The sequence below is a fragment of the Carboxylicivirga agarovorans genome, from assembly GCF_050589845.1.
Lineage (GTDB): Bacteria > Bacteroidota > Bacteroidia > Bacteroidales > Marinilabiliaceae > Carboxylicivirga > Carboxylicivirga agarovorans.
The window spans coordinates 101582-126677 of record NZ_JBNGPA010000013.1; the positions used below are offsets into that span (position 1 = coordinate 101582).

Below are 25096 nucleotides of genomic sequence, written 5' to 3' on the forward strand. Positions count from 1 at the left end.
ACCAACTATCGTAAATTACTCCGAAACACAAAAAAGATGGTTAAGCAGATATTACTTTCGTATTAAAAAATGGTATTAAAGAAAGCAACGATGTGGTTAAAAGGAAAACGCCGATGAAGTTGTAATGTTCATTTATGGCTTAAATATAACTACATCAGCCCGCCTGTTTATCAGTTTAATCGCACTGCTTTTAGCTTTGTTTTTCGGTAGAAGTAAATCATCCTCACCTTTAGGAATGAGCGTGAAGCGCGCTTTGTCAATGCCAAGGTCATCAACAAAATAGGAAAGAATTGATTCGCACCTCTTCTTGCTTATGGCAAGGTTTTCCTCTGCTGTTTCTCTGCTGTCGTTGTAGCCATAAATATCAACTGTTGAGCTCGGATTCTTTGTCATATACAATCCAATTGTAGCTAAATCCACCTGGTCTTTGGTGTCCAGAATACTTTCATAAGAATCAAAGTAAATGGATACCATATTATTACTGCCGTAAATCCGACTTGCATGGTGTTTGATTTTAACAGAATCAACTTTAATGACCCGTTTGGACTCATACTGCCTCAGTTGTTCCTGTAATTCAGCAACTTCTGCAGCCAAAGGATCCTTTTTGGGTTTGTCAAAAACATTAAAGCCATATCCTCTGTGTGTCCAACGGGAGTGACGTTTATCTTTCTTGCCTATTTTATAGGCCAGGTGAATGTTTGTATACCAATACCTGTCATTATTAGAGCCCAGTAAAATATTGTCCAGTTTATCTTCAATAGACCATCTCATCGATGTTTCCAGGCCAATGTCAAAACTGCGATTGATGCGACGCTGCAGACCAAGGCTTAATGGTAAGACTATTTCATTGGCTCGCGCAATTTTCTCATAAGGATCATCTTGTGAATAGCCAAGAACGAGGTAACTTGTCCCTGCTCTGTTCATTACTACTTCACCTGTTTCGGTATAATGCACCCGGGTACGAAATGAACTTAATCCTACACCAATTTTTAAGAACAGATTCCATTTATCTTTCATTGGTCCGGGATAAGTAAACCACTGGTTTATATAGGTGATAATACCTGTTGAATAATCGATGAGATTACCTGTATTGTAATACGTTTCGTTACCCACATGAAAATCCCCTGTTAATATTTGAAAATCAACAGCCCATGCAGGGTGAATCTGTTTGGATACCTTTGCCATCGGGCCGAATTTCCAGTGTTTGTCAGGAAGAACCGCATATGATGTGAGGTCGTTTTGCATAATCATAGGACCGTAACCAAAAGCGACTGACCATGTGTTGAAATCCTTTTCTTTTGAATATCGCATGTGTTCCTCCAGCTGACGGTGGTCAGTAGAAAATTGCGCCTGAATAATTGAAGCATAGCAGGATAGTGTAAAAAATAACAGGGCTTTAGAAAGGCGCTTATTCATATACATCTCAATTAATATCAGGTTAGAGGAATCGTTTTATTATTCAACAATTACAAATAAATCAACACGTCTGTTAACGAGGTGAAGACCACGAGGAGCAAGTTTTTGAGTGTCAGACAATAATTCTGCCTCGCCTTTATGGTCTACTTCAAACCGATTTCGGTCTATATCATATTCATCCACGAGCACTTTTAATACTGCATTGCAACGGCGTTGACTAAGTTTAACATTGTAATCATAAGAACCTCTTTCGTCACAATAGCCAACGATCTTAACTCTCAAAGATTTATCTTTTGACATGACGTAAGCTGCCTTGGCTAAGGTCATGTGTGCATCCTGAGTGATTTCAGATTTGTCAAAGTCAAAAAAGACTGATGCGGATAAACTTTCTTTGTACTCAACCGATTCGGTAACTATTGTTGTTGTATCAACCTGCATTGAGTCAAGCATTGCCATGTATTCAATTTGTTTCTTTAATGAGTCCAGCTGATGCGCCAATGGGTCATCTTCACGCTGTCGCTTATAGTTGATGTTAAAATCTTTGTATGTCCAGGCTGAGTGGCGCTTGTTCTTCTTACCAATTTTGTATGTGAGATTTAATGAAGAAAGCATGTAGCTGTCATTATCTGCCCCTGTAAGATTAACATCCAGGTTATCGGCATTCATTTGACGCATTAAAACTTCCAATCCCATATCAAAGCTTTTGCTTATTCTATATTTCACACCAATGCCAAAAGGAATGATCACTTCATTGCGACGTGAGGTTTTGATTTCCTGATATGGTTCGCCTTCAGGAAAACGTCTTTCATAACCCAATGCAAGGTAATCAGTTGGTAGCCAGCCATGCGGTGATGGGTAGCCGTCAATGGTTTCATAAACATCCTGAACCTGAAGAACCTGATTAGTTTCAAGGTCAAACTGTCGACTTCTGAAATATGTTAATCCGATTCCTAATTTTGCATATATGTTCCACCGGTCACTGATTGGGCCGAAAATAGCTAACTGATTGACATTTAATGTGCCATTTAAGGTAATGTCATATAAATCACCTTCAAAATACCTGCCATTTTTCTCCCCGTACATATCTGCCATTAACCATTGGAGGTCAATACCCCATGGGCGATTAAATTGTTTACTGATCATTATTGTAGGAGCAAATTTCCAATCGCCACTCGGTAATGTAGTGTAATCAATAACATCTACATAGTAGATAATAGGTCCACCACCAACGGTAACCGACCAAGTGTTGTACTTATTGCCCCTGCGATAAATTTGTTCTTCAGAAAGTTGACCGGCATTTGATTGTGCCAAAATACCTGCCGAAGTTAGGAGAAGAAATAAAGCTATATAAATGAAGCGCATCATACCTATTAAACTAATTAGCAATAAATGCTTAAATCTAAAGTATTTACGTATTTGTAAAAAATGATGCGATTAAGATTTTTACTAATCTTATAAATTTATCCACTAACGTTAGCTTAAAGCTGCTAAAAGAAAAAGCCCTTCTTGACTTAGAAGGGCTTTAGTAAGTATTGTGATTTATTGGTTATCTGCTTTTGTATTTGTCCAAGCCGTCTTGTAACCAATTCTGATATCTTTTAATATCGGGGTCATATGCAACTGGGGTATTCAAAGTTGTTTCATTTTCGTCAATGATAACATAGTATGGTTGTCCTTGTTGCTGGTAGCGTTCGAATTGAAACTCAGCCCATTTTTGACCAACAGTTCTGATTTTCTTACCTGTTATTTCAGATACATAAGGTTCATCAAGTTTCTTTCTGTCGTCAACATAAAGTGAAACCAGTATGTAATCATTGGCTAACATGCCTTTAATTGTTTCATTGGACCAGACTTTATCTTCCATTTTTCGGCAATTGGTGCAGCCAAGGCCGGTAAAATCAAGTAAAAGTGGTTTGTTAACTTCTTTCGAATAAGCCAATGCAAGGTCATAGTCTTTAAAGGCCGGAATACCTTGTGGTCCATAGTGCATACCCTCCGGCATTCCTCCATGGTTATCACCGCTTGCTATAATTCCTTGAACCGGTGTTTGGTCACCCACGCCAAATGGTGATTCTGCATAATTCTTTGGAGGAGGGAAACCACTGATTAAATTCACAGGCGCACCCCACAAGCCAGGAACCATATATATGGTAAAACTGATTACAAGCAGTCCCATTAAAAACCGTGAAACAGGGATGTATTCCATTGGAGAATCATGTGGTAAACGAAGTTTACCAAGCAGGTAGAAGCCCATAGCACCGAATATTGCAATCCAGATAGCAATAAATACTTCCCTTTCAAGGATATGCCATCCCATTGTCATATCGGCAATTGATAAGAACTTAAATGCAAATGCCAATTCAAGGAATCCTAAGATAACTTTTACGGAATTTAACCAGCCACCAGACTTTGGTAATGAATTAAGATACCCCGGGAATGCAGCAAAAAAGGCAAAAGGTAATGCTAATGCCGAAGAGAAACCAAGCATTCCGATAATTGGTCCCATGTAACCACCTGTTGCAGCTTTTACAAGCAAAGCACCTACAATTGGGCCTGTACAGCTAAAGGAAACCAATGCTAAGGTAAATGCCATAAAGAAAGTACCAATAAATCCACCTTTTTCTTCTCCTTTTGTAGCAAAATTCACCCATGAACTAGGCATTACTATTTCAAATGCACCAAAGAAAGATGCTGCAAATACAACTAATAAAAGGAAGAAAAATAAGTTGAACCAAACATTGGTTGATAGTTCATTCAGTGCGCTGGCTCCAAAAATTGCTGAAACGGCAACGCCAAGTATTAAGTAAATTACAATGATTGAGATACCATATTGAATACCATTGCGAATTCCGGCAGCTTTAGTTGCACTGGTTTTAGTAAAGAAGCTAACTGTCATTGGAATCATTGGGAATACGCATGGAGTAAGTAAGGCTGCTAAACCACCACCAAATGCCAATAGAAAAATACCCCAGTATGACTCTTCTTCTTCCTCCGCCGTTTCTGAAGCAGAAACTTCTTCTGTAGCAGGGGCTGATGTGTTAACTGTAAGCTCAAAATCAACCATCTCTGGCGGCATACAAGTTTCATCATTGCATATCATGGATTCGATATATCCTTTTAAGATAACATCGCCTTCTTGCTTAATCTGAACTACCTTTTTAAAAGTAGCTTTGTTCTCAAACCATTTTAGTTCTGCATTAAAAGTTTCATCAAAATGAGCAGTTGCTTCCGGTTCTTCAATTATACCATCTAAAATACTGTAAGCTTCATTTTCTTCAACTTCTATATTAGTAGGAACTGCCGTGTTCTCTGGTAATTCAGAAGAGTATACATGCCATCCTTCATCTATAGTTGCTTCACAAATAATTTCAACTTTTCCATTGTCAATATTCTTAGTTGAAAACTTCCAGGTAATATGCTGCTCCATTTGGGCAAAAGTGCCTGCAAATACCGCTAACATAAGTACCAATGCTGCTAATGTCCTTTTCATACGTTTTAATTTGTTTTCAGTTGCCGTATTTAACTCTCATCGTAAAAAATAACTAGGCTTTATAATGAGAGTTTAACTTGTCTTTATTTTCAAACTATAACCTTCTATACCGTGCGTTAGTTAAACATTTTTTGTGCCAAAATATATCAGGTTAGTTAATAACATATCTAAATCTGTATATGTGTACAAAGTTACAACATTTAGTTTGTTCAAAAGTCATCAAAAGCTGTTATCACAACGTTAATATGGCCTCTGATTATATGATTTTACGCACTTCACTTAATCGTTATCAAATGTAGGTGTGTAGTTTGAATTTGTATGATAAAGACACTTTAATAAAGAATATGGGTGACATTAAGGAGGGAGCTTTTAGTATGACTTACGTCACTACTAACAAAAAAAGGTTGACCTAAGACAGGTCAACCTCTTGTTTATCATTATCTAATATCTTGAATTCTAGTATTCCTAGTGAGTCGGAATGTACTACTTTCAGCCCATGTGTAAATTTGAATTTCCATTTTAAAATTGTTGATGGGAATCCTTTCTTTAAATAGGCATGTACCATTGGGTGTACATTCAGGGTCAATTTTTTCATTTTCAAGTCTTGCACAGCTTTCTTTACAGCAGCCTCAATTTTTTCTGGCCAAAATAAAGATGGAACAATTGTGCCTGTTCCGTTGCAGGTTGGACATCCTTCTGTTGTTTTGATATGCATTTCAGGTCTTACTCGTTGGCGTGTGATCTGCATTAAGCCAAATTTACTTAGTGGTAAAATATTGTGCTTAGTTCGATCTGAGGCCATGGCCTGTTTCATTTTCTCGAATACCTTTTGTCGGTTTTCGTTGTTTTGCATGTCGATAAAATCAACAACAATGATTCCTCCCATGTCGCGTAATCGTAATTGTCTGGCTATTTCGTCGGCAGCTGCCAGATTGACTTCTAAAGCATTGTTTTCTTGATTAGAAGCTGACTTAGAACGATTACCACTGTTAACATCAATAACATGAAGGGCTTCGGTATGCTCAATGATCAGGTAAGCACCGCTTTTAAATGATACGGTTTTACCAAAAAGAGCTTTGATCTGACGGTTTACCAAAAACTGGTCAAAAATACCGGCTGCACCTTTGTAGTGTTTTACAATCTTTTGTCGGTCGGGGGCAATTAATCCCACGTACTCTTTAATCTCCTTACATACTTCTTCATCATTTACATAAATTGAGTTAAATGTTGGATTAAGTATGTCTCTTAATAAAGCAGTCGTTCGTCCTATCTCGCCCATTACTAAACCTGGAGCTTTCACCTCTTTAATGCGTGATGTGTGCTCTTCCCAGCGTTTTACAAGCATCCGTAATTCTTTATCTAATTCGGCTGCTTGTTTGCCTTCGGCTACGGTTCTGATTATTACACCGTAATTTTTCGGTTTGATACTCGTCAAAAGACGCTTAAGCCTGGCTCTTTCTTCTCCTGAAGAAAGTTTTTGACTTACAGATACTTTATCAGAGAATGGCAATAGGACAATGTTTCGTCCTGCTATTGAAAGTTCTGATGTTAAACGGGGGCCTTTTGTAGAAATTGGTTCTTTAGCTACCTGAACCAATACATGTTGACCAGCTGTAAGAACTTCCGGAATAGTCCCGTTTTTATTAATGTCGGGTTCCGGTTTAAGCTTGTGCAAAGACACAACTCCTTTCTTAGCTTGTGCAATGTTCAGGAATTTTTGCAGGGAACGAAATTGGGGTCCAAGATCTAGATAATGTAAAAAAGCATCTTTCTCGTATCCTACATCAATAAATGCTGCATTTAATCCTGGCATTATTTTTTTAACTCTTCCGAGGTAAATATCGCCAACAGCAAATTGAACATTACTGGTTTCCTTTCGGAGTTCAACTAAGCGCTTATCTTCCATTAGTGCTAATGAAAGATGATCAGGAGTGACATCTACAAACAGTTCTGCATTCACTATATGATCGCAATTTTATTTCAAAGAACGTTGTATATAAATACAAACAACAAACAGAAAGTATAGTACTTTCTGTTTGTAAATTTTTTAAGACCTAAAGAAGATTACTTCTTCTTCTTATGACGATTTTTTCTTAATCTTTTCTTACGCTTGTGCGTAGCCATCTTATGTCTTTTCCTCTTTTTTCCACTTGGCATGGCTCAACGTTTTAAATGGTTATAATTATTTTACGTTATTCTTAACTTTTGTTACAAAGCTCTTAGAAGGCTTGAACGAAGGAATGTAGTGAGCAGGAATAATGATAGTTGTGTTTTTAGAGATGTTACGAGCAGTTTTCTCTGCACGTTCTTTAACTACGAAAGAACCAAAACCTCTTAAATACACATTCTTACCTTTAACCAAAGAACCTTTGATAGTATCCATAAAAGCCTCAACAGTCTTCTGAACTGTAACTTTTTCAATTCCAGTATTTTTTGAAATTTCGTTTACGATATCAGCCTTTGTCATTTTTTCTTAAAATTATTTAATTATCAATTATTTACAGTCTTTTTCTAAAAATCAGATTGCAAAGATAAATGAAATCTCAATAAAAAAAAACAAATGGTTTATTTTTGCATAAAATTTTAATAATGACTGATTTCGCCATAAAATTACAGGAGTGGTATAATACTAATAAAAGAATGCTTCCCTGGAGAGCCTCTAAAGATCCATATAAAGTATGGCTGTCTGAGATAATCATGCAGCAGACACAAGTGGTTCAGGGTGAAGCGTATTACCTTAAGTTTGTCGAAAATTTTCCAACTGTGAATGATCTTGCTAAGGCTACGGAACAACAGGTCTTAAAGCTTTGGCAAGGGCTTGGTTATTATTCAAGAGCGCGTAATTTACATGCGGCCGCTAAATCAATTGTATTGGAATACGGTGGAAGGTTTCCAAATACCTTTGTGGATATATTAAAGTTAAAAGGTGTTGGGCCTTATACTGCTGCCGCAATTAGCTCAATTTGTTTCAATGAACCAAAAGCCGTTGTTGATGGCAATGTATATAGGTTTATATCGCGAATAAAAGGAGTTGCTACGCCCATTGATACAACCGCAGGGAAAAAGGAATTTGCTCTTTTAGCAGATGAATTGCTCGATGTAAAAAATCCAGGTGATCACAATCAGGCAATGATGGAGTATGGCGCCTTGGTTTGCAGACCTGCCGCGCCTGCATGTGAGAGCTGCATTTTTACAAGCGATTGCTATGCCTATATAAAAAGAGAAATCGACTCTTTACCTGTTAAATCCAAAAAAATTAAACAGCGCCCGCGCTTTTTTCACTACTTTCTTATTCAGGATGAAACTAAAATTTATCTTGAACAACGTTCGGGAAATGATATATGGAAGAATCTTTATCAATTACCTTTGCTGGAAACTGGAGAGAAAGGGCTTTCAAATGGCTTTAAGAAAGATTACAAAGGGAAATTTTCAATGATAAATCAGCGAAAACATATTTTGAGCCATCAGGTTATATATGCGTCTTTTTATCTGGCTGATAAATCATTGGCAAGTCACTTTCAAGAGCCCCTGATTGTTGCAGAAACCAACGACTTGCCTGATTATCCGTTTTCGCAACTGGTGGCGAATTTTCTTCGTGAAAAAATGAAGGTTCAGGAGGATTAAACTACATTTGTTTTAAATTTAAAGTTTTGTATTTTTAAATTCGTTAAACAATAAACAAAATAACCATGTCGGTGAACAAAGTAATTTTAGTTGGTAATGTCGGTAAAGACCCGGAAGTGAGGTATTTGGATAATGATGTTGCGGTTGCAAATTTCTCTATAGCAACAACCGAGCGCGGGTATACATCACGTGATGGACAAACTGTACCCGATCGAACCGAATGGCACAATATAGTTGCCTGGCGTGGCTTGGCAAAAGTTGTAGAGAATTACGTAAAGAAAGGAACTCAGCTGTTTATCGAAGGTAAAATCAGAACGCGCTCATACGATGATAAAGATGGTAATAAGCGATATATAACCGAAGTTTATGCGGATAACCTTCAGTTGCTAGGCCGTAGATCTGACAATCCGGCATCTTCTGAATCCCCGGGAGGTATGACTTCACCCCAGCAACAGCCTGTTCAAAATACACCAACAAATAGTCCCGCTCAGGAAGACACCTTCCTAGGTAATGATGAAACGGATGATCTGCCGTTTTAATGTTTTAAATTAAACGAATTTACTTGGAAACTGATAGTATTAGCTCTTTATTTTCTTCCGGTTGGCAAGTGCTGGATTTTTTACCTTTCACACTTGGAACTTTAATAACCATTTTAATTAATGTGTGCCTGTTGTTGTTATCAGCGCTTATTTCCGGTTCCGAAGTGGCATATTTTTCGTTTGAGCCGAAAGATATGCAATACCTAAGAGATAATGAGACTAAGCGTAATAGGTTGGTGTTGAGGCATCTTGAGGATAAAGAGTTGTTGTTAGCTACTATTTTGATCAGTAACAACTTTGTTAATGTTGCAATCGTAATTTTAACCTCTTTTATTACTGCTGCCATCGTTGATTTTGGAGAAGCCGGAACTCTTAAATTTCTCTTTGAAATTATTTTTATTACTGGTATTATCCTGTTTTTTGGAGAGATTCTGCCAAAGGTATACGCTTCTCAGTCGCCACGGAAGTTCGCGGGTTTTATGGCTTATCCATTATTGGTATTCACAAAAGTACTTAAGCCGCTGAGCTTAATCTTAACAAAGTCAACCAATGTTGTCAACCGGCGGATTGCTAAAAAGGTAAGAAACCTATCGATGGATGATATCTCGCACGCTTTGGAATTGACCGGTAGTGATATTTCAGAAGAAAAAGATATTCTGGAAGGCATTGTTAAGTTTGGAAATATAGATGTTTCAGAGATCATGACCGCTCGTGTTGACGTGATTGATGTGGAGATAAAAAGTAACTACAATAAAGTACTTCAGGTAATTATAGATTCCGGTTTTTCTCGTATTCCTGTATTTGAAGAAACCCCGGACAATGTGAAAGGTATTTTATATGTTAAAGACCTGCTTGCACATCTTAACGAGGAGGCTGGATTTGAGTGGCAGTCTCTCATTAGAAAAGCATACTATGTGCCTGAAACAAAGATGATCAATGATCTCCTGGAAGAGTTTCAGGCTGAAAAAATACACATGGCTATTGTCGTTGATGAGTATGGTGGTACAATGGGAATTGTTACTCTTGAAGATGTTTTAGAAGAGATAGTTGGTGATATTAGCGATGAACTTGACGATGAAGAAGAGTTCTTCTCAAAAATGCCAGATGGAACGATTGTGTTTGAGGCAAAAATATTATTAAACGATTTTCATAAAATTACAGATACTGAAGAAGAAATATTCAATGATGTGCGAGGGGAGGCTGAAACATTGGCTGGTTTGATACTGGAGCTCGAAGGGCAGATTCCGCAAAAAAACGATGTTGTTGAGTATGGAAAGTGTAAATTTACCATAGTGGCAGCTGATAACAGACGTATTAAAAAGGTGAAGTTTGAATTTAAAAAGTAGGGTATGACAAAACGGTTAATAGGTTTAGTTTTATTGGCTTTTGTTTTATTGGGATTTGAGTCATGTAAGCAACATCACACGCCAAAACCACGTGGATATTTCAGGATTAGTTTTCCTGAAAAAGAATATGTATTGTTTGATGGATCACATCCTTATCAATTCGAATATCCTAAATATGCAAAAGTGGTACCCGATACGAGTGTCAATGCAGAAACATTCTGGGTGAACATACACTTTAAGGAATTAAACGGACAGATTCATATAAGCTATAAAAAGATTGAGGATAATTTCAATCAATTGATGGAGGACAGTAGAAAACTCGCATATAAACATACCATTAAAGCTGATGCTATTAATGAGAGAATGTTTTACGATGAGATCAATGGAGTTACAGGTGTGTTGTACGAGATAAAGGGCGATGCGGCTTCTCCAATGCAATTTTTTGCCACCGATAGCCTGAATCATTTTATTCGGGGCTCATTGTACTTTAATGCTATCCCCAATCAGGATAGTTTAGCACCCGTTATAAACTTCGTACATCAGGATGTTATTCAACTGATGGAAACACTTCGTTGGAAATAACAGATATGCCGCTGCGTCAAATTATACAAGTGTCAGACTCACATAAGGTTGCCATCTGGAAGATTGATGAGTCAAGTGATGAGCTCCTATCTGTACTTGATATTTCAGAATCCGATAAACTGCGATTAGGCACTTTTAAACTTGAACGTCGTAAAAAAGAATGGCTTGCAGCGCGTTTGCTATTGCAGAAAATGCTGGGAAAATATCCGGAGATTCTTTACGGAGGTAATGGCAAACCCCAATTGGCCTGTGAAAGCAGCTACATTAGCATTAGTCATACTGCAAGTTACGCGGCTATTAGTGTTTCGGATAAACCGACTGCTCTGGATATTGAAATTTGCTCAGAAAGGGTTGAAAAGGTCGCTGACAGGTTCGTACATAATTCGGAGTGGGAGTATATTGACAAAGATGAACAATCGCAATATTGTACTGTATTGTGGTGTGCCAAGGAAGCCATGTATAAGCACTTTGATGTTTTCGGAGTTGAATTTAAGGAGCAGTTTATAGTGATGCCTTTTGATTTAAAAAATGAAGGAAGGTTGCAAAGTGAATTTATAAATGAAGGTATAATTCAGAAGTTGGCATTAAACTTTTTGATCAATGAGGATTTTACATTGGTTTACTGTTAAAAGGAGCAAAAATGATATATAATCAGATTCTTTCACGATATCATAAAAACGAAAAACAGCTGGCTTTTTTAATTGATCCGGATAAATTTGATCTGGGTAATATGGAGCGGTTAAAGGCTATTTTAATGCAGACGACACCTGATTTGCTTCTTGTTGGAGGTAGCCTTGTTAGTATTGATACATCTGATTTTGTAAGGGAATTGAAGGCTGTTGTTAATATGCCGGTTGTACTTTATCCAGGCTCATCAATTCAGTTGTGCAATGAAATTGATGCAGTACTATTTCTATCATTGATTTCAGGTCGTAATCCAGAGTTTCTTATCAGCCACCATGTGGTAGCAGCTCCTCAGATAAAGGCCAATAATATTGAGGCAATCTCAACAGGCTATATATTAGTCGATGGTGGTTCTAATACCTCTGTTCAATATATCAGTCAAACCATTCCTGTGCCTTCTGATAAATGCGATATTGCTGTAGCAACAGCATTAGCCGGACAATATTTGGGAATGAAACTGATATACATGGATGCTGGAAGTGGTGCAAAAATTCCCGTTTCAGCAGAAATGATACAGGCTGTAAAGTCATCTTTAGATGTCCCTTTGATGATTGGTGGTGGAATAAGAAGTGTTGAGGCTGTTAAAAAAGCCTGTAAAGCCGGTGCTGATATAGTAGTTGTAGGCAATGTACTTGAGCAGGATATATCATTATTAACCGACTTTTATAAGGCTGTTAAATCTTTTGATCAATAATGGTCATATGGATTTAATAAGTAATTCCATGCAATGGTTCACCTTCACATCCGTTTGGAAATGGTATTTCCAGAAAAGAAGAGATGGTAGGGGCAAAATGAATCATTGAAACGTTCTGATATACATTCTTAGGATTTACTTTCCAGCCATAAAAAATTAAAGGCAGGTGTGTTGAATTCCAGTTTCTGTTTACTTTTCGGCCATCACCAAACTCTTCAGTCCACCCCGGACTTATCTTAACCACAATATCTCCTGAGCGATGAGGGTGGTAGTTGTATTGCATATTTCGCACTGATGCCAGGTTTGAGGTCGCAATTTTTATCTCTGAGATCGGCATGGCAAAGGCAACGCCTTCCATGTCACTAATAAAACTCGCGGCTTCTTCTTTTATTTTCTCCAGGTCTACGCCTCTTTCATTTATTAATTCATGATTAAGATACATATGTCCATCGTGATAGGCCATGATCCATTTGCCCTGTCCATATTTGGCCATAAGGAATAAATTGGTTAAAGATGAGGCTTTCTGGCCACTGAAAACGCCTGTTGGAATTCCATGTCTGGTATTCTCTTCAATAGGACGATGGGGAGTGGAGACTGATGTTAAGGCTATCAATGTGTTTTCCAGTCCTACTTCTTTATCTATTGTTTTTAGCAAATCAGCGATCTCCAGGTCAAGTCTCAGGATCATATCTTCTATCTCGGCATTAAAAGCTCCATGTGCCCCTCCGTGAACTGGTCTTGTGGAAAAGTTTATGGTGAGTACATCAGGTTCGTCATCTTTACCGTATTCTTCATGGATGATTTTTGCCATGGCAAAGTCACGGATAATTTTATTGCCGTAAGGTGAGTGGATAACAGGAATGTAGGCTCCTGCTCCCTCCTGCAGTACGAGCGAATACATGAAGTCGGTGGATGCTTCCCGTTGTTCGCTAAAAAATCTCATCTGATAATATTGGCTTAAATCGTTTAAAGGGCCCCAGCCACGTGTACTGTATGTCTCAAGAAAGTCTTTCTTATTGAATTGATTCACCCATTCGGGTAAGGAGTCTGTGCTATCGTTATGATTGATCGCGATAAATTGCCCGGTGTTGTCGTCAATTTTGTATATCGCATCAGGTGTATGCCCTCCACACCAAATGCTATGTTGCTCATTGCGGCCAATGGCTGACACCTTTGACCGGCCATTATTTGTCCACTTTAGCTCGTCAGTAAATGATGAACTTAGTACTCTGTCTGCGCTAGGATGCTTTTCATATTCATCATTGTTCAAGATAAGATCCCCGTAAAGGGCATGCACTTCCTTGTTTCTTACTCTATCATACCACCAGTCAGAAACTATTCCGTGAGTTGAAGGGTAAGTTCCGGTCACCAGGGATGTCAGATTGGAGCCGTAGTATGCTGAACCAGCCGGGTAAGATGCGTTGCGATAAAATGTACCACCATATATTAAGCGGTTAAAACCATTATCTGAAAACTGATTTCTGAAAGTAATTATTTGGTTGGTGCTTAATTGGTCAATTAAAATTAACACAACAAGTTTAGGACGTTGTGAAGGTAGTTTTTGTGCAAATGAAAGTTGAACGGCACTTAGAAGTGCTATTATAAAAACAATAAACTTTTTAACCATTGTAGTAGAAATATGATCGCCAAATATAATTATCAAATTAGATTTGACTTCAGTTGGTGGTTATTTTTTTACTGCCTTTGTACAGGAAAACGTGAACTTCCTCTGCAAAGATAAGACCACCACAGTTTGCTTTCTCCAGAAGCTTAGCGGCAATCTCCGCAAAACTGTTGATTCGTTCTGCTCTGTCTACCAGCTCGATAATTACTGGTCGCTCCGGGGATAAAGAAAAGACTTTACTATTGTTAAGAATGCTGTCGGCACCATAGGAAATGGTACCTTTTATTACTGTTATTCCTGCCATTTTATATTTCTTGGCTGCAAAAACAATAGCCTCAAACAATGGTCGCTGATATACCCTGTCTTCTTCCCCAATGATCATTTTTAGTTTCTGAGCTTCTCCTTTTAATACCATTGTGCAGGAATTATGAAATGAAAAGTCAAATTACGCATATTAACCATCAAATTCAACTAAGCGGTCGTCTGCTTATAATCTATTTAGTGAAAATAAAGGATAATGACATCTTAAAAGCACTTAATTGAGGCATGGTGAAAAAGAGAAATCATGCCTGTTCTTTGCCTGTAATTAACTTGTATGTTATCTAAATATTACTAATTTTACAGGTACCCATAAATTTACCTAAAATAATTACAAACTCTTAAATTAAGCTTTATGAAATTATACCAAGCTGATCAAATAAAAAATCTGGCGCTGCTCGGTGGTAGCGGCTCTGGTAAAACCACCCTCGCTGAGGCAATGTTATTCGAAGGCGGGGTCATTAAGCGTCGTGGAGACGTTGAGAGTAAGAATACTGTTTCTGATTATAACCGAGTGGAGCATGAATATGGTTACTCGGTTTTTTCATCGGTGTTATTTACCGAATATTTAGGCCGTAAGTTCAATATTATTGATTGTCCGGGGTCTGACGATTTTATAGGTGGAGCTATCACATCGTTAAATGTGACTGATACTGCTTTGATGTTACTAAACGCTACTCAAGGTGTTGAGGTTGGTACCGAAAACCTGTTCAGGTATACAGAAGAGCACCAAAAGCCTGTTATTTTCGTGGTGAATCAATTGGATCATGAAAAAGCCAATTATGATCAAACCATTGAAAGTTCAAAAGAGCACTTTGGTAATAAAGTTGTCGTAGTGCAATATCCTGTGAATGTTGGTCCTGATTTTAATGCCGTAGTTGACGTGCTTAAGATGAAGATGTACCAGTGGGGTGCAGATGGTGGAGAACCACAGATTCTTGATATTCCTGCCGACCAAAAAGAAAAAGCCGACGAGTTACATAATGTATTAGTAGAGTCTGCTGCTGAGAATGATGAATCACTGATGGAGTTGTACTTTGAAGAAGGAACATTGAACGAAGATCAAATGCGTCAGGGAATCCGTCAGGGTTTAATAGCACGCGATATGTTCCCTGTTTTCTGTGTGTCGGCTAAAAAAGATATGGGTGGTCGTCGATTAATGGAATTTCTTGGTAATGTTGTTCCTAATGTATCAGAAATGCCTGTTCCTGTTACCAAAGAAGGAACTGAAGTGCCATATGATGTAAACGGACCTACTTCTTTGTTTATTTTCAAAACAAGTATTGAACCTCACCTGGGTGAAGTATCCTACTTTAAAGTAATGTCTGGTGCGGTTGAAGAAGGTATGGACTTAATTAATGCCAATCGTGATGCTAAAGAACGTATTGCACAATTATACTGTGTAGCTGGCAGCAACAGGCATAAGGTTGAAAAATTAGTTGCCGGAGATATTGGGGCAACCGTAAAGCTTAAAGAAACACATACCAACCATACACTTAATAGTAAAGGAACAGAATTCCTGTTTGATGCTATTAATTATCCTAATCCGAAATATCGAGCAGCCATTAAAGCTGTAAATGAAAGTGATGATGAAAAGTTAGGAGAAATACTACAGCGTATCCACGAAGAAGATCCTACGTTAAGTGTTGAGTATTCCAAAGAATTAAAGCAGATCATTGTATTCGGTATGGGAGAATTTCATTTGAATACAATGAAATGGCGTATCGAAAACAACGATAAGATTGAGATCGAATTCCTGGCACCTCGTATTCCTTATCGTGAAACGATAACTAAAGTTGCCCGTGCCGATTATCGACATAAAAAGCAATCTGGTGGTTCAGGTCAGTTTGGTGAAGTACATATGATAATTGAACCATTTTATGAAGATATGCCAACGCCGGGCTCAATGAAAATTGAGGGTCAGGAAATTAAGTTAAACGTTAAAGGAACTGAAGAACACAAATTACCATGGGGTGGTAAGCTGGTTTACAACAACTGTATTGTTGGTGGATCAATTGATGCCCGTTTTATGCCAGCTATCCTGAAAGGTATTATGGAGAAGATGGAAGAAGGTCCGTTAACCGGTTCGTATGCTCGTGATATTCGTGTATGGATATATGATGGTAAGATGCACCAGGTTGACTCCAATGAGATTTCGTTTAAACTGGCAGGTCGTAATGCATTTAGCGAAGCCTTTAAAAATGCGGGGCCAAAAATTCTGGAGCCTGTTTATGATGTGGAGGTAAAAGTACCAAGCGACAGAATGGGGGATGTGATGAGTGACCTTCAAGGTCGCCGTGCAATGATCGAAGGAATGTCAAGTGAGAAAGGTTTTGAGGTGATTAAAGCCAAAGTGCCATTGAAAGAAATGAATAAATATTCAACTTCATTGAGCAGTATTACCGGAGGACGTGCTTTCTATACCATGTCATTCTCTCAATATGATAAGGTGCCACCTGAAATTCAGGTTGACTTAATGAAGGCTTTCGAAGCAGAACAAAAAGAAGATTAAGATATTGTAGAAGCTGTCCCAAAGTAATTTGGGACAGTTTTTTTATGTCTCAACAATTTTGGTAAAATTACACTTGCCAAGGTCTTTTGGCACTTTTGAAAGGATAAAATAAAGCTCTTCTGATCAAAAGGGCTAAACATCAACATTATATCTTGTGTAATAGAATTTACTTATTAATGACTTTTGATTCAATATATTGAATCAGTATGTGGATGATCTTAATGTGAATCTCCTGGATTCGGTCTGAATAACCATTGTGTGGTGCGCGCAACTCAACATCAGCCAAATCGGCCAGTTTACCACCTGACTTCCCGGTTAAAGCAACCACCTTAATACCTTTCTTTTTAGCTGTTATTGCAGCATTTAATATGTTTGGTGAATTTCCACTGGTACTAATGGCTAAAAGTATATCACCCTGTTGACCAACAGCCTCGATGTAACGTGAGAAGATAAAATCAAAACCATAATCATTGCCTACACAGGTAATGTGTGTTGGATCTGAAATAGCAACAGCTGCAAGGCCGGGTCTGTTGTCACGAAATCGACCTGTTAACTCTTCTGCGAAATGCATTGCATCGCTCATCGAACCACCATTGCCGCACGACAGAACTTTACCACCGCTCTTAATAGCATCAACTATTAAATCACCGGCAGATATCATTTTATCCCAGTTGTTTTCATCAGATATAAAGCGATCCAGAACTTCCTGCGCTTCTTTAAATTCGTTTATGATATCTTCGCGTGTCATGTGCTTATTTTATGGCATAAAAGTACAATGGCTTTTCTAAACTTAAAATTTTTTTTAGCACCAAGGGATGTTATCTTTGAGATACGTTCAATTTCAAAACATATGAAACCTCTAAAACGACGATTACACGAGATAATATTTGAAGCCGATACAAAACTAGGTAAACGATTTGATATTTTCCTGATTTTATTGATTCTGTTCAGTATAGTGGTCGTGATAGTTGAAAGTGATGAAACTATCCTGCCTGAGCACGATAACTGGTTTGTAATTGCAGAGTGGACTGTGACACTCATTTTTACCTTTGAATACTTTATACGGATATGGATCGTTGACAAACCTCGAAAATATATTTTCTCATTTTTCGGGATTATCGATTTATTAGCAATTCTTCCTACCTACCTGGGACTTGTGTTTGGCGGAACACAAATGCTAATTGTCGTCAGAGCGCTAAGGCTAGTGCGCATCTTCAGGGTGCTAAAGCTAACGCGTTATGTCAAAGAGGCAAGTGTGCTTTGGTCAGCTTTGGTTACTTCGCGAAGTAAAATAGGTGTCTTTTTATTTGTGGTTCTAATTCTTGTTACTATCCTGGGAACGGTTATGCACATTGTTGAGAATCCGTATAATGAAGGCTTTCGAAGTATCCCCCAAAGCCTCTACTGGGCCATTGTAACACTGACCACAGTTGGATATGGTGATATTGCACCAGTTACTGTGTTAGGCAAGTTTATAGCAGGATTTATCATGATAACCGGATATGCTATTCTGGCTGTTCCAACTGGTATTGTTACCAGTGAATTAGTTAAAGAAAGTCGCAAACCGCTTAATACCCGTGTTTGTCCATCCTGCCTGGAGGAAGGGCATGATTATGAGGCTGCTTATTGTAAGTATTGCGGACAAGCTCTGGGCTAAAAAGTAATTAAAAAAATCTTCACAACAGCTGTTGGTAAATCGTTTTAAACTTAATATGAATGATTTATGCCAATTTATTGCAGTGTGCATGCTTCTGTTTTTATAAAATTAGCTATTACTTGTTATCTTTGCATAGGTGCGGATGTAAATAGTTTGTAGCACAAAGTCAGAATGAGCTGAATGTTGTGGGTGTAGAAGAGGCGTCTTAACATGAAGGTTGTTCTGATACTAAAACCAGAGAAAGATGAAATTTACATTTTCAAAAGTAGCGCGTCATCGTGTATTTCAACACGATCCAATTTATTACGATGAGCAAAAGGAGAAAAGGGAAGCAAGAGAGCGCCGAATAAAAGAAGAGCTGGGCTTGCTGTCAGATGAGGAGAAGGACGAAGGGTATGCAGATCGTATACGTGGAGGTATGCGTCGCCGTATGAAATCGCATTTTGAAGTTTCGAGGAGTGAGAAAAGACGTTCGAACCTTCGCTTGGTTATTATTTTAATTGTACTAATGATTTTGGGTTTTTACCTCATTCAGGAGGGAATGATCTGGATGGAATCGTTTTTTGCAGAGTAAATTTTAGCCCGACAACCTGTTATTATTAATTGAAGAAGTAAAGGAGAGTTTTAAAACATGTCGAATGTAATACAGTTGTTACCAGATTCGGTAGCTAACCAAATTGCTGCCGGAGAGGTAATACAACGACCTGCATCAGTTATTAAGGAATTGATGGAGAATGCCATTGATGCAGGAGCAACCAATATCCAGGTTATAACCAAAGATGCAGGAAAAACCTTAATTCAGGTGATCGATAATGGTTGTGGAATGGCCGAAACAGATGCCCGTATGGCCTTTGAAAGGCATGCCACATCTAAAATTCGTGAAGCAGGTGATTTGTTTGCCCTACGCACCATGGGCTTTCGTGGTGAAGCACTGGCATCAATAGCTGCCATTGCTCAGGTTGAATTGAAAACACGTCGTCAAGAGAATGATCTGGGTGTTCAAATCAATATCTCTGCTTCACAGGTTGAATCGCAGGAACCTGTGCAATGCCCTGTTGGAAGTCAGTTTTGTATAAAGAACCTATTTTATAATGTTCCTGCACGTCGGCGATTTTTAAAGAAAACATCCACAGAGCTTCGTCACATTATTAATGAATTTCAACGTGTTGCCTTAGCGAATCCACACGTGGCATTATCATTAAGCCATAATGATGTGCCAATGTTCAATTTACCAAACGGTAATATCAAGCAACGGGTGGTAAATATGAATGGGAAACAGATGGGGAATAATCTGATTCCAATCGATACTGATACGGTGATGGTGAAAATTACCGGTTTTATAGGTAAGCCCGAGTCGGCAAAAAAATCGATGGGCGATCAGTTCTTTTTTGTCAACAACCGTTACATGCGCCATCCATATCTGCATAAGGCTGTAATGGATGCTTACGATAATATTTTGCAGCCTGAAACAATTCCTGCATATTTTATTTTCCTTGAGGTTGATCCACAAATTGTGGATGTTAATATCCATCCGACAAAAACAGAAATAAAGTTTGAAGATGAGCGTGCAATTTGGCAAATATTAAATGCTGCCATCCGCGAAAGTTTGGGTAAATTTAATATGATGCCTTCCATTGATTTTGATACTACTGATCAGGTTCATATTCCTGTGTCTGCTAATGGAGGAGAATTAGTTGAACCAACTGTTGAAGTCAATCCTTTTTACAACCCTTTTGAGGAAGAGGCTCAACGCTCTGTTAACAACTATGATATTAGTGGGGGTGCCAATACTCAAACCTTTCAATCTAAAGCTTCGGCTAAGGGTTGGGAAAATTTATACCCCGATACTAACAACGATGGCTTACCTGATTTTTCGGATTTGGCAAATAGCGAAATGGAAAAACAGGGAGCAACATTTGAAGACTCATACCAGGAGCCGGTCCAACAAACTATTTTATCATCGGGTAATGGAGAAGAGCCAACTGGAAACAGCCGCTTTTTCCAGTTAAAGAATCGTTACATTCTAACTTCAGTTAAGTCAGGTTTAATGATGATTGATCAAAAACGTGCGCACGAACGTATCGTTTTTGAAGGATTTATAAGAACATTACAAAGCGGGGCTTCATTATCACAAAAAAGCCTGTTTCCTGAAGAGTTAAGTTTTGGACCCCAGGAAATGAGCATGATAAATGAGCTTATACCTGATTTAATGACATTGGGACTTGAGCTTGAACAGGCCAACGACGAAACGTTCAGGGTATTATCAACTCCGGCCGGATTAGAGAATGTGTCGGCAGCACAGCTGATCGATGGAATTTTAACTGACTTTAGAGATGGCGAAGTTGATCTGCAAAAAGAAGTAACAGAACAAATTGCTACTTCAATGGCAAAAAGGGCCGCTGTTCCCTATGGTAAAGTATTATCATCTATCGAAATGAGTGAACTGTTTGATCAGCTTTTTGCCTGCCAGGTGCCTAACTTTTCGCCTTCCGGAAAAGCCGTTATTTCCATAATGGATATGGAAGAAACGCAAAAACGCTTTGGGTAATTCTGTCAAACTGACAGAATTACTAAATTTATACTTAACAATTATTGCCGCTTTTGCGTTATTTTATTGAGAAGATTGAATTGGCATTGATGTTGTTAGTCAATGTTCAAATTATAAAATATATATCAGATGAACTATCGTCCATCACCACTGGCTGGTTTACCACCTGTAACTAAGAATTTACTGATAATCAATGCCCTGTTTTTACTGGCAACATGGGTGCTTCGTAATTCATTTGGCATTGACTTAACTCATTACCTGGGATTGTATTTCCCTGCTTCTGAGAATTTTCATCCTGCACAATTTGGGACATACATGTTTATGCATGCCGATTTTATGCACTTGTTCTTCAATATGTTCGCGTTGTTTATGTTTGGGCGAGTACTTGAATCATACTGGGGACCAAAAAAGTTTATTCTTTATTATGTCATTACTGGAGTTGGAGCTGCAGTGATTCAATTGCTTTTTAAATATATTGATTACACGAATGCTGCTTCCTTATTAACAGGAGAGCAAATTGCAATTGTTTATGAACAAGGAGCTGCTGCCTTAAGGGAATATAAGAACTTTACAAATCCGGATATGGCCAATTTCAATTATGTATTGAATGGATCAATGGTTGGAGCTTCAGGTGCTGTTTTTGGCATTTTGCTGGCATTCGGTATGTTATTCCCCGACACAGAACTGATGTTGTTATTTCCACCCATACCTATTAAAGCCAAGTACTTTGTAATGATATATGGTGTGGCCGAGCTATTTTTAGGAGTTGCTAACTTCGCTTTCGATAATGTTGCTCACTGGGCACATTTGGGAGGTATGATTTTTGGTTTCTTCCTGATTAAATATTGGGAGAAGAAAGGGATATAGTGGTATTGACCATTTGATTTGAATTCTATTAAAACTAATGTAAATTGCTAATGACCACTGGTCAAATGCTTAGTGTAAAAAAATGGGAATACTTGATGAAATAAAACAATCGTACCGGCAAGGTGGTGCATTAACGAGGTTAATTTATATTAATATCGGGGTGTTTGTTGCTATCCGTTTGTTACAGGTGTTCTTTAGTTTTTCTTCTGGTTCGGCCAGTGTTGATGATTACCCTTTGCTTCGATGGCTTGCAGTTCCGGCCGATTTATCTGTCTTGTTAGTTAAACCATGGACTGTGTTAAGCTATATGTTTGTGCATTATGACTTTTTGCACATCCTTTTTAATATGCTCTATCTTTATTGGTTTGGAAGAATATTCCTGGAGTTTTTAAATCCACGACAGTTACTGGGAGTTTACTTTCTGGGTGGATTTTCAGGTGTTGTTTTTTATTTATTGAGTTATAACTTGATTCCTGTACTCATTCCACAGGTGCCAGGAGTTTTATTAATGGGAGCTTCGGGCTCAGTTATGGCCATCTTATTTGCAATAGCCCGCTATGCTCCGAATCATAAAATTCACTTGCTGTTTTTTGGAGCCGTTCCATTGAAGTATGTGGCTTTAGTTGCTCTTATACTTGATTTGATAAGTATTTCTGCTTTATCAAATACTGGCGGTCATGTAACACATTTGGGAGGTGCTGCTTTTGGATATTTGTACGGAGGGCAAATTGCATCAGGTAAAGATGTTACACTGGGTTTTAACAGGATGATGGATGGCCTGGCCAATGTGTTCAAACCAAAGTCAAAGCTGAAGGTAACACATAAAAGGGCCATGACCGACATGGAGTTTAATGCCCGTAAAGTCAATAAGCAAAAAGAAGTTGATCGAATATTAGATAAGATTAAAGTTAGTGGGTACGATAGTTTGAGTAAGGAGGAGAAACAAACATTGTTTGACGCCAGTAAATAAAGCATTTTGTTACGACGATTCTTTAAATCAATAGTCACTATTATAAGTCTGATAGCATCAGGAACTTTGTTGTTTTCTGTATTAACAGCATATATCAGCCCTGCTCATACGTCTGTTTTGGCTTTTATGGGCTATGCGTTTCCTTATTTCTGGATAATCAATTTCGCTCTATTCGCGTTCTGGTTAGTCAAACGGCGCTGGCAGTCTCTAATTCCTTTAATAGCTATTCTGATTACCTGGGGACATTGGGAACATACGTTTCAGTGGAAAGGAGCCAGGCTTGAAAAAGATGAATTTAACCAGCCAATTAAAGTAATGAGTTTTAATGTCCGGATGCTCGATTACTACAAATGGATTGGAGATGATACAAACGAAAAAATATTCGATCTGATTCGGAAAGAAAATCCTGATGTGCTGTGCCTGCAGGAGTTTTTTACATCTAAAAACAATAAGGCATATAACGAAAACTATATACTGCGTCGATTGAACCAGTTTCGTTATAAGCATATTGAGTACCGTTCGGGCAAAAAAGGGAATCGCAACTTTGGACTGATCACCCTGAGTAAATATCCAATAGTTGAAAAGCATAGTCTGAAGTTTGAGCAGACCAGTAATTTCAGTATTTATTCTGATCTGAAAGTAGCCGACAAACGCATACGTGTTTTTAACAATCACCTTGAATCAATCAAGTTTAGTCGACAGCAACTTAATTTTCTTGATAGTCTTAATTACCGTGATGAAAAAGAACGTAACGAAAAGATAAAAGCCATTACTAGTAAATTAAGCACAGCCTTTGAAAGCAGGGCTGCACAAGCCGAAACAATAGGCAAATATATTGCTAACTCCCCTTATCCGGTTATGGTTTGCGGTGATTTTAATGATACCCCTGTTTCATATGTGTATCGCAATATGCGTGGGCAGCTAAAAGATGCTTTTGTTGAATCGGGGCAGGGTTTTGGAGGAACCTATAACGGACCACTACCATCGTTTCGTATTGATTTTATTTTTCACGACAAACAATTTAAGGCATATAATTTCAAACGCCTGAAAGTTGATCTGTCTGATCATTATCCAATAGTTACCAGCCTTGAGCTAGCTCCCGGGAAAGACAACTGATTCCGATTGCATTATAATGCTTTTGCCTTTAATTTTTATTGATATGGGGATTTAGTATTCTGTCTTACCTGCCTCAACAGAAAAAAGTGTCTGGTATTTTAAGATGTATTCATCCCGGTTTTATCGTAATATTTTGTCTATTTTTACACCCGGTTTTAACCAATGAACAAGCATGTGTATGCATTGGTTAGTATCAAAACAAGTTGTAGATCAAATGGTGTATTAGTACAACTTTTCATCACCAAAAGAATAAAGATATGAAGCAATACTTAGACCTCCTTGATAGAGTTTTAGATGAAGGATTTAAGAAAGAAGACAGAACGGGAACAGGAACGATCAGTGTTTTTGGTCATCAGATGCGCTTTGATTTAAGCGAAGGATTTCCGCTGTTGACAACAAAGAAGCTTCATTTAAAATCGATCATTCATGAGTTACTTTGGTTTTTAAAGGGGAGTACTAATGTAAAGTATCTGCAGGATAACGGAGTACGTATATGGAATGAATGGGCCAAAGAAGATGGAGAGCTTGGACCCGTTTATGGATACCAGTGGCGATCGTGGCCCGATTATAATGGAGGACATATTGACCAGATCAGGCAGGTGATCGAAAGTATTAAAAACAACCCTGACTCACGACGCCACATTGTGAGCGCATGGAATGTGGGTGCGATAGATGATATGCAATTACCGCCATGTCACATTATGTTTCAGTTTTATGTTGCCGACGGTAAACTAAGCTGCCAGCTTTATCAGCGTAGTGCTGATATATTCCTGGGAGTGCCTTTTAATATAGCTTCATACGCCATTTTAACCATGATGGTGGCTCAAGTTTGTGGACTAAAACCCGGAACCTTTGTTCATACCTTAGGTGATGCCCATATATATCTTAACCACATAGAGCAGGTTAAGCTTCAGCTGACGCGTGAACCCAAATCATTGCCGCAAATGAAAATAAACGCGGAACGCACAGAAATTGACGAGTTCGTCTTTGAAGATTTTGAATTGGTGAATTATGATGCGCATCCCCATATTAAAGGAGCTATCTCAGTTTAACGCTTAGCAAAACAGCCGATGTTGCGATTGTGAAGAGTATACTGACTGGCGTGATTT

At 38.2% G+C, this 25096-nt stretch carries 22 protein-coding genes; 14 read left to right on the plus strand and 8 right to left on the minus strand.

Annotation, left to right across the window (positions count from 1 at the left end; all coding sequences use genetic code 11):
* Window positions 1-132: 132 nt before the first annotated feature.
* From ACRD69_RS14390 to ACRD69_RS14410, 5 genes are all read right to left on the minus strand, one after another.
* Complete coding sequence (locus ACRD69_RS14390; protein ID WP_430815802.1) at window positions 133-1416, minus strand: OmpA family protein; 1284 nt, start codon at window positions 1414-1416, stop codon at window positions 133-135.
* A gap of 39 nt (window positions 1417-1455) precedes the next feature.
* Window positions 1456-2781: an OmpA family protein gene (locus ACRD69_RS14395; protein ID WP_430815803.1), complete on the minus strand. Its 1326-nt coding sequence runs from the start codon at window positions 2779-2781 to the stop codon at window positions 1456-1458.
* A 181-nt stretch (window positions 2782-2962) separates the two neighbouring features.
* Window positions 2963-4906, minus strand: coding sequence for a protein-disulfide reductase DsbD family protein (locus tag ACRD69_RS14400; RefSeq protein WP_430815804.1), 1944 nt, complete (start codon window positions 4904-4906; stop codon window positions 2963-2965).
* 409 nt (window positions 4907-5315) lie between these two features.
* Complete coding sequence (locus ACRD69_RS14405; RefSeq protein ID WP_430815805.1) at window positions 5316-6866, minus strand: Rne/Rng family ribonuclease; 1551 nt, start codon at window positions 6864-6866, stop codon at window positions 5316-5318.
* 222 nt (window positions 6867-7088) lie between these two features.
* Complete coding sequence (locus ACRD69_RS14410; RefSeq protein WP_200465400.1) at window positions 7089-7373, minus strand: HU family DNA-binding protein; 285 nt, start codon at window positions 7371-7373, stop codon at window positions 7089-7091.
* Between the two features lie 122 nt (window positions 7374-7495).
* Between ACRD69_RS14410 and mutY the strand changes: the two genes are divergently transcribed.
* The 6 genes from mutY to ACRD69_RS14440 all read left to right on the plus strand — a co-directional run bounded on the left by mutY (window position 7496) and on the right by ACRD69_RS14440 (window position 12375).
* The gene (gene mutY, locus ACRD69_RS14415; protein ID WP_430815806.1) at window positions 7496-8530 is read left to right on the plus strand and encodes an A/G-specific adenine glycosylase; all 1035 of its coding nucleotides are present in this window, start codon (window positions 7496-7498) and stop codon (window positions 8528-8530) included.
* A 65-nt stretch (window positions 8531-8595) separates the two neighbouring features.
* Complete coding sequence (locus ACRD69_RS14420) at window positions 8596-9069, plus strand: single-stranded DNA-binding protein (protein ID WP_430815807.1); 474 nt, start codon at window positions 8596-8598, stop codon at window positions 9067-9069.
* Window positions 9070-9137: 68 nt separating this feature from the next.
* Window positions 9138-10415 carry a gliding motility-associated protein GldE gene (gene gldE, locus ACRD69_RS14425; protein ID WP_489685670.1) on the plus strand — a complete coding sequence of 426 codons (1278 nt, stop codon included), beginning with the start codon at window positions 9138-9140 and terminating at the stop codon, window positions 10413-10415.
* A 3-nt stretch (window positions 10416-10418) separates the two neighbouring features.
* Window positions 10419-10997, plus strand: a complete 579-nt coding sequence (gene gldD / locus ACRD69_RS14430; RefSeq protein ID WP_430815808.1) for a gliding motility lipoprotein GldD — start codon at window positions 10419-10421, stop codon at window positions 10995-10997.
* Between the two features lie 29 nt (window positions 10998-11026).
* Window positions 11027-11626, plus strand: a complete 600-nt coding sequence (locus ACRD69_RS14435; RefSeq protein ID WP_430815809.1) for a 4'-phosphopantetheinyl transferase superfamily protein — start codon at window positions 11027-11029, stop codon at window positions 11624-11626.
* 11 nt (window positions 11627-11637) lie between these two features.
* Window positions 11638-12375 carry a phosphoglycerol geranylgeranyltransferase gene (locus ACRD69_RS14440; protein ID WP_430815810.1) on the plus strand — a complete coding sequence of 246 codons (738 nt, stop codon included), beginning with the start codon at window positions 11638-11640 and terminating at the stop codon, window positions 12373-12375.
* Window positions 12376-12388: 13 nt separating this feature from the next.
* Here the strand turns inward: ACRD69_RS14440 and ACRD69_RS14445 are convergent, their stop codons facing one another.
* Both ACRD69_RS14445 and ACRD69_RS14450 read right to left on the minus strand, forming a co-directional pair.
* Entirely contained in the window at window positions 12389-14002 is a 1614-nt protein-coding gene (locus ACRD69_RS14445) for an alkaline phosphatase family protein (RefSeq protein ID WP_430815811.1), read from the minus strand.
* A 49-nt stretch (window positions 14003-14051) separates the two neighbouring features.
* Window positions 14052-14414 carry a DUF190 domain-containing protein gene (locus ACRD69_RS14450; RefSeq protein WP_430815812.1) on the minus strand — a complete coding sequence of 121 codons (363 nt, stop codon included), beginning with the start codon at window positions 14412-14414 and terminating at the stop codon, window positions 14052-14054.
* Between the two features lie 258 nt (window positions 14415-14672).
* Here ACRD69_RS14450 and ACRD69_RS14455 point away from each other — a divergent pair, with 258 nt between their 5' ends.
* Window positions 14673-16829 (plus strand): elongation factor G, encoded by a 2157-nt coding sequence (locus tag ACRD69_RS14455; protein ID WP_430815813.1) that lies wholly within the window; start codon window positions 14673-14675, stop codon window positions 16827-16829.
* A 166-nt stretch (window positions 16830-16995) separates the two neighbouring features.
* Here the strand turns inward: ACRD69_RS14455 and lpcA are convergent, their stop codons facing one another.
* The gene (gene lpcA / locus ACRD69_RS14460; protein ID WP_430815814.1) at window positions 16996-17577 is read right to left on the minus strand and encodes a D-sedoheptulose 7-phosphate isomerase; all 582 of its coding nucleotides are present in this window, start codon (window positions 17575-17577) and stop codon (window positions 16996-16998) included.
* A 102-nt stretch (window positions 17578-17679) separates the two neighbouring features.
* On the opposite strand from lpcA, the gene ACRD69_RS14465 reads away from it, so the two are divergent.
* The 7 genes from ACRD69_RS14465 (at window position 17680) to ACRD69_RS14495 (ending at window position 25039) form a co-directional block, all read left to right on the plus strand.
* Window positions 17680-18486 (plus strand): ion transporter, encoded by an 807-nt coding sequence (locus tag ACRD69_RS14465; RefSeq protein ID WP_430815815.1) that lies wholly within the window; start codon window positions 17680-17682, stop codon window positions 18484-18486.
* Between the two features lie 244 nt (window positions 18487-18730).
* Window positions 18731-19060, plus strand: coding sequence for a hypothetical protein (locus ACRD69_RS14470; RefSeq protein WP_430815816.1), 330 nt, complete (start codon window positions 18731-18733; stop codon window positions 19058-19060).
* 57 nt (window positions 19061-19117) lie between these two features.
* A complete protein-coding gene (gene mutL, locus ACRD69_RS14475; protein ID WP_430815817.1) occupies window positions 19118-21034 on the plus strand; it encodes a DNA mismatch repair endonuclease MutL in 1917 nt (638 codons plus the stop codon).
* A gap of 129 nt (window positions 21035-21163) precedes the next feature.
* Window positions 21164-21901 carry a rhomboid family intramembrane serine protease gene (locus ACRD69_RS14480; RefSeq protein WP_430815818.1) on the plus strand — a complete coding sequence of 246 codons (738 nt, stop codon included), beginning with the start codon at window positions 21164-21166 and terminating at the stop codon, window positions 21899-21901.
* Window positions 21902-21983: 82 nt separating this feature from the next.
* The gene (locus ACRD69_RS14485) at window positions 21984-22871 is read left to right on the plus strand and encodes a rhomboid family intramembrane serine protease (protein WP_430815820.1); all 888 of its coding nucleotides are present in this window, start codon (window positions 21984-21986) and stop codon (window positions 22869-22871) included.
* A gap of 6 nt (window positions 22872-22877) precedes the next feature.
* The gene (locus ACRD69_RS14490; RefSeq protein ID WP_430815821.1) at window positions 22878-23987 is read left to right on the plus strand and encodes an endonuclease/exonuclease/phosphatase family protein; all 1110 of its coding nucleotides are present in this window, start codon (window positions 22878-22880) and stop codon (window positions 23985-23987) included.
* 257 nt (window positions 23988-24244) lie between these two features.
* The gene (locus tag ACRD69_RS14495; RefSeq protein WP_430815822.1) at window positions 24245-25039 is read left to right on the plus strand and encodes a thymidylate synthase; all 795 of its coding nucleotides are present in this window, start codon (window positions 24245-24247) and stop codon (window positions 25037-25039) included.
* The last annotated feature ends 57 nt before the right edge of the window (window positions 25040-25096 follow it).

Bases quoted from the DNA above. Each gene is read 5' to 3' on its own strand.
- lpcA (WP_430815814.1), bottom strand. From the start codon at position 17,577: ATGACACGCGAAGATATCATAAACGAATTTAAAGAAGCGCAGGAAGTT.
- mutL (WP_430815817.1), top strand. From the start codon at position 19,118: ATGTCGAATGTAATACAGTTGTTACCAGATTCGGTAGCTAACCAAATT.
- ACRD69_RS14455 (WP_430815813.1), top strand. From the start codon at position 14,673: ATGAAATTATACCAAGCTGATCAAATAAAAAATCTGGCGCTGCTCGGT.
- ACRD69_RS14410 (WP_200465400.1), bottom strand. From the start codon at position 7,373: ATGACAAAGGCTGATATCGTAAACGAAATTTCAAAAAATACTGGAATT.
- ACRD69_RS14420 (WP_430815807.1), top strand. From the start codon at position 8,596: ATGTCGGTGAACAAAGTAATTTTAGTTGGTAATGTCGGTAAAGACCCG.
- mutY (WP_430815806.1), top strand. From the start codon at position 7,496: ATGACTGATTTCGCCATAAAATTACAGGAGTGGTATAATACTAATAAA.
- ACRD69_RS14480 (WP_430815818.1), top strand. From the start codon at position 21,164: ATGAACTATCGTCCATCACCACTGGCTGGTTTACCACCTGTAACTAAG.
- ACRD69_RS14440 (WP_430815810.1), top strand. From the start codon at position 11,638: ATGATATATAATCAGATTCTTTCACGATATCATAAAAACGAAAAACAG.
- ACRD69_RS14495 (WP_430815822.1), top strand. From the start codon at position 24,245: ATGAAGCAATACTTAGACCTCCTTGATAGAGTTTTAGATGAAGGATTT.
- ACRD69_RS14390 (WP_430815802.1), bottom strand. From the start codon at position 1,416: ATGAATAAGCGCCTTTCTAAAGCCCTGTTATTTTTTACACTATCCTGC.
- gldD (WP_430815808.1), top strand. From the start codon at position 10,419: ATGACAAAACGGTTAATAGGTTTAGTTTTATTGGCTTTTGTTTTATTG.
- ACRD69_RS14465 (WP_430815815.1), top strand. From the start codon at position 17,680: ATGAAACCTCTAAAACGACGATTACACGAGATAATATTTGAAGCCGAT.
- ACRD69_RS14395 (WP_430815803.1), bottom strand. From the start codon at position 2,781: ATGATGCGCTTCATTTATATAGCTTTATTTCTTCTCCTAACTTCGGCA.
- ACRD69_RS14445 (WP_430815811.1), bottom strand. From the start codon at position 14,002: ATGGTTAAAAAGTTTATTGTTTTTATAATAGCACTTCTAAGTGCCGTT.
- ACRD69_RS14450 (WP_430815812.1), bottom strand. From the start codon at position 14,414: ATGGTATTAAAAGGAGAAGCTCAGAAACTAAAAATGATCATTGGGGAA.
- ACRD69_RS14470 (WP_430815816.1), top strand. From the start codon at position 18,731: ATGAAATTTACATTTTCAAAAGTAGCGCGTCATCGTGTATTTCAACAC.
- ACRD69_RS14400 (WP_430815804.1), bottom strand. From the start codon at position 4,906: ATGAAAAGGACATTAGCAGCATTGGTACTTATGTTAGCGGTATTTGCA.
- ACRD69_RS14485 (WP_430815820.1), top strand. From the start codon at position 21,984: ATGGGAATACTTGATGAAATAAAACAATCGTACCGGCAAGGTGGTGCA.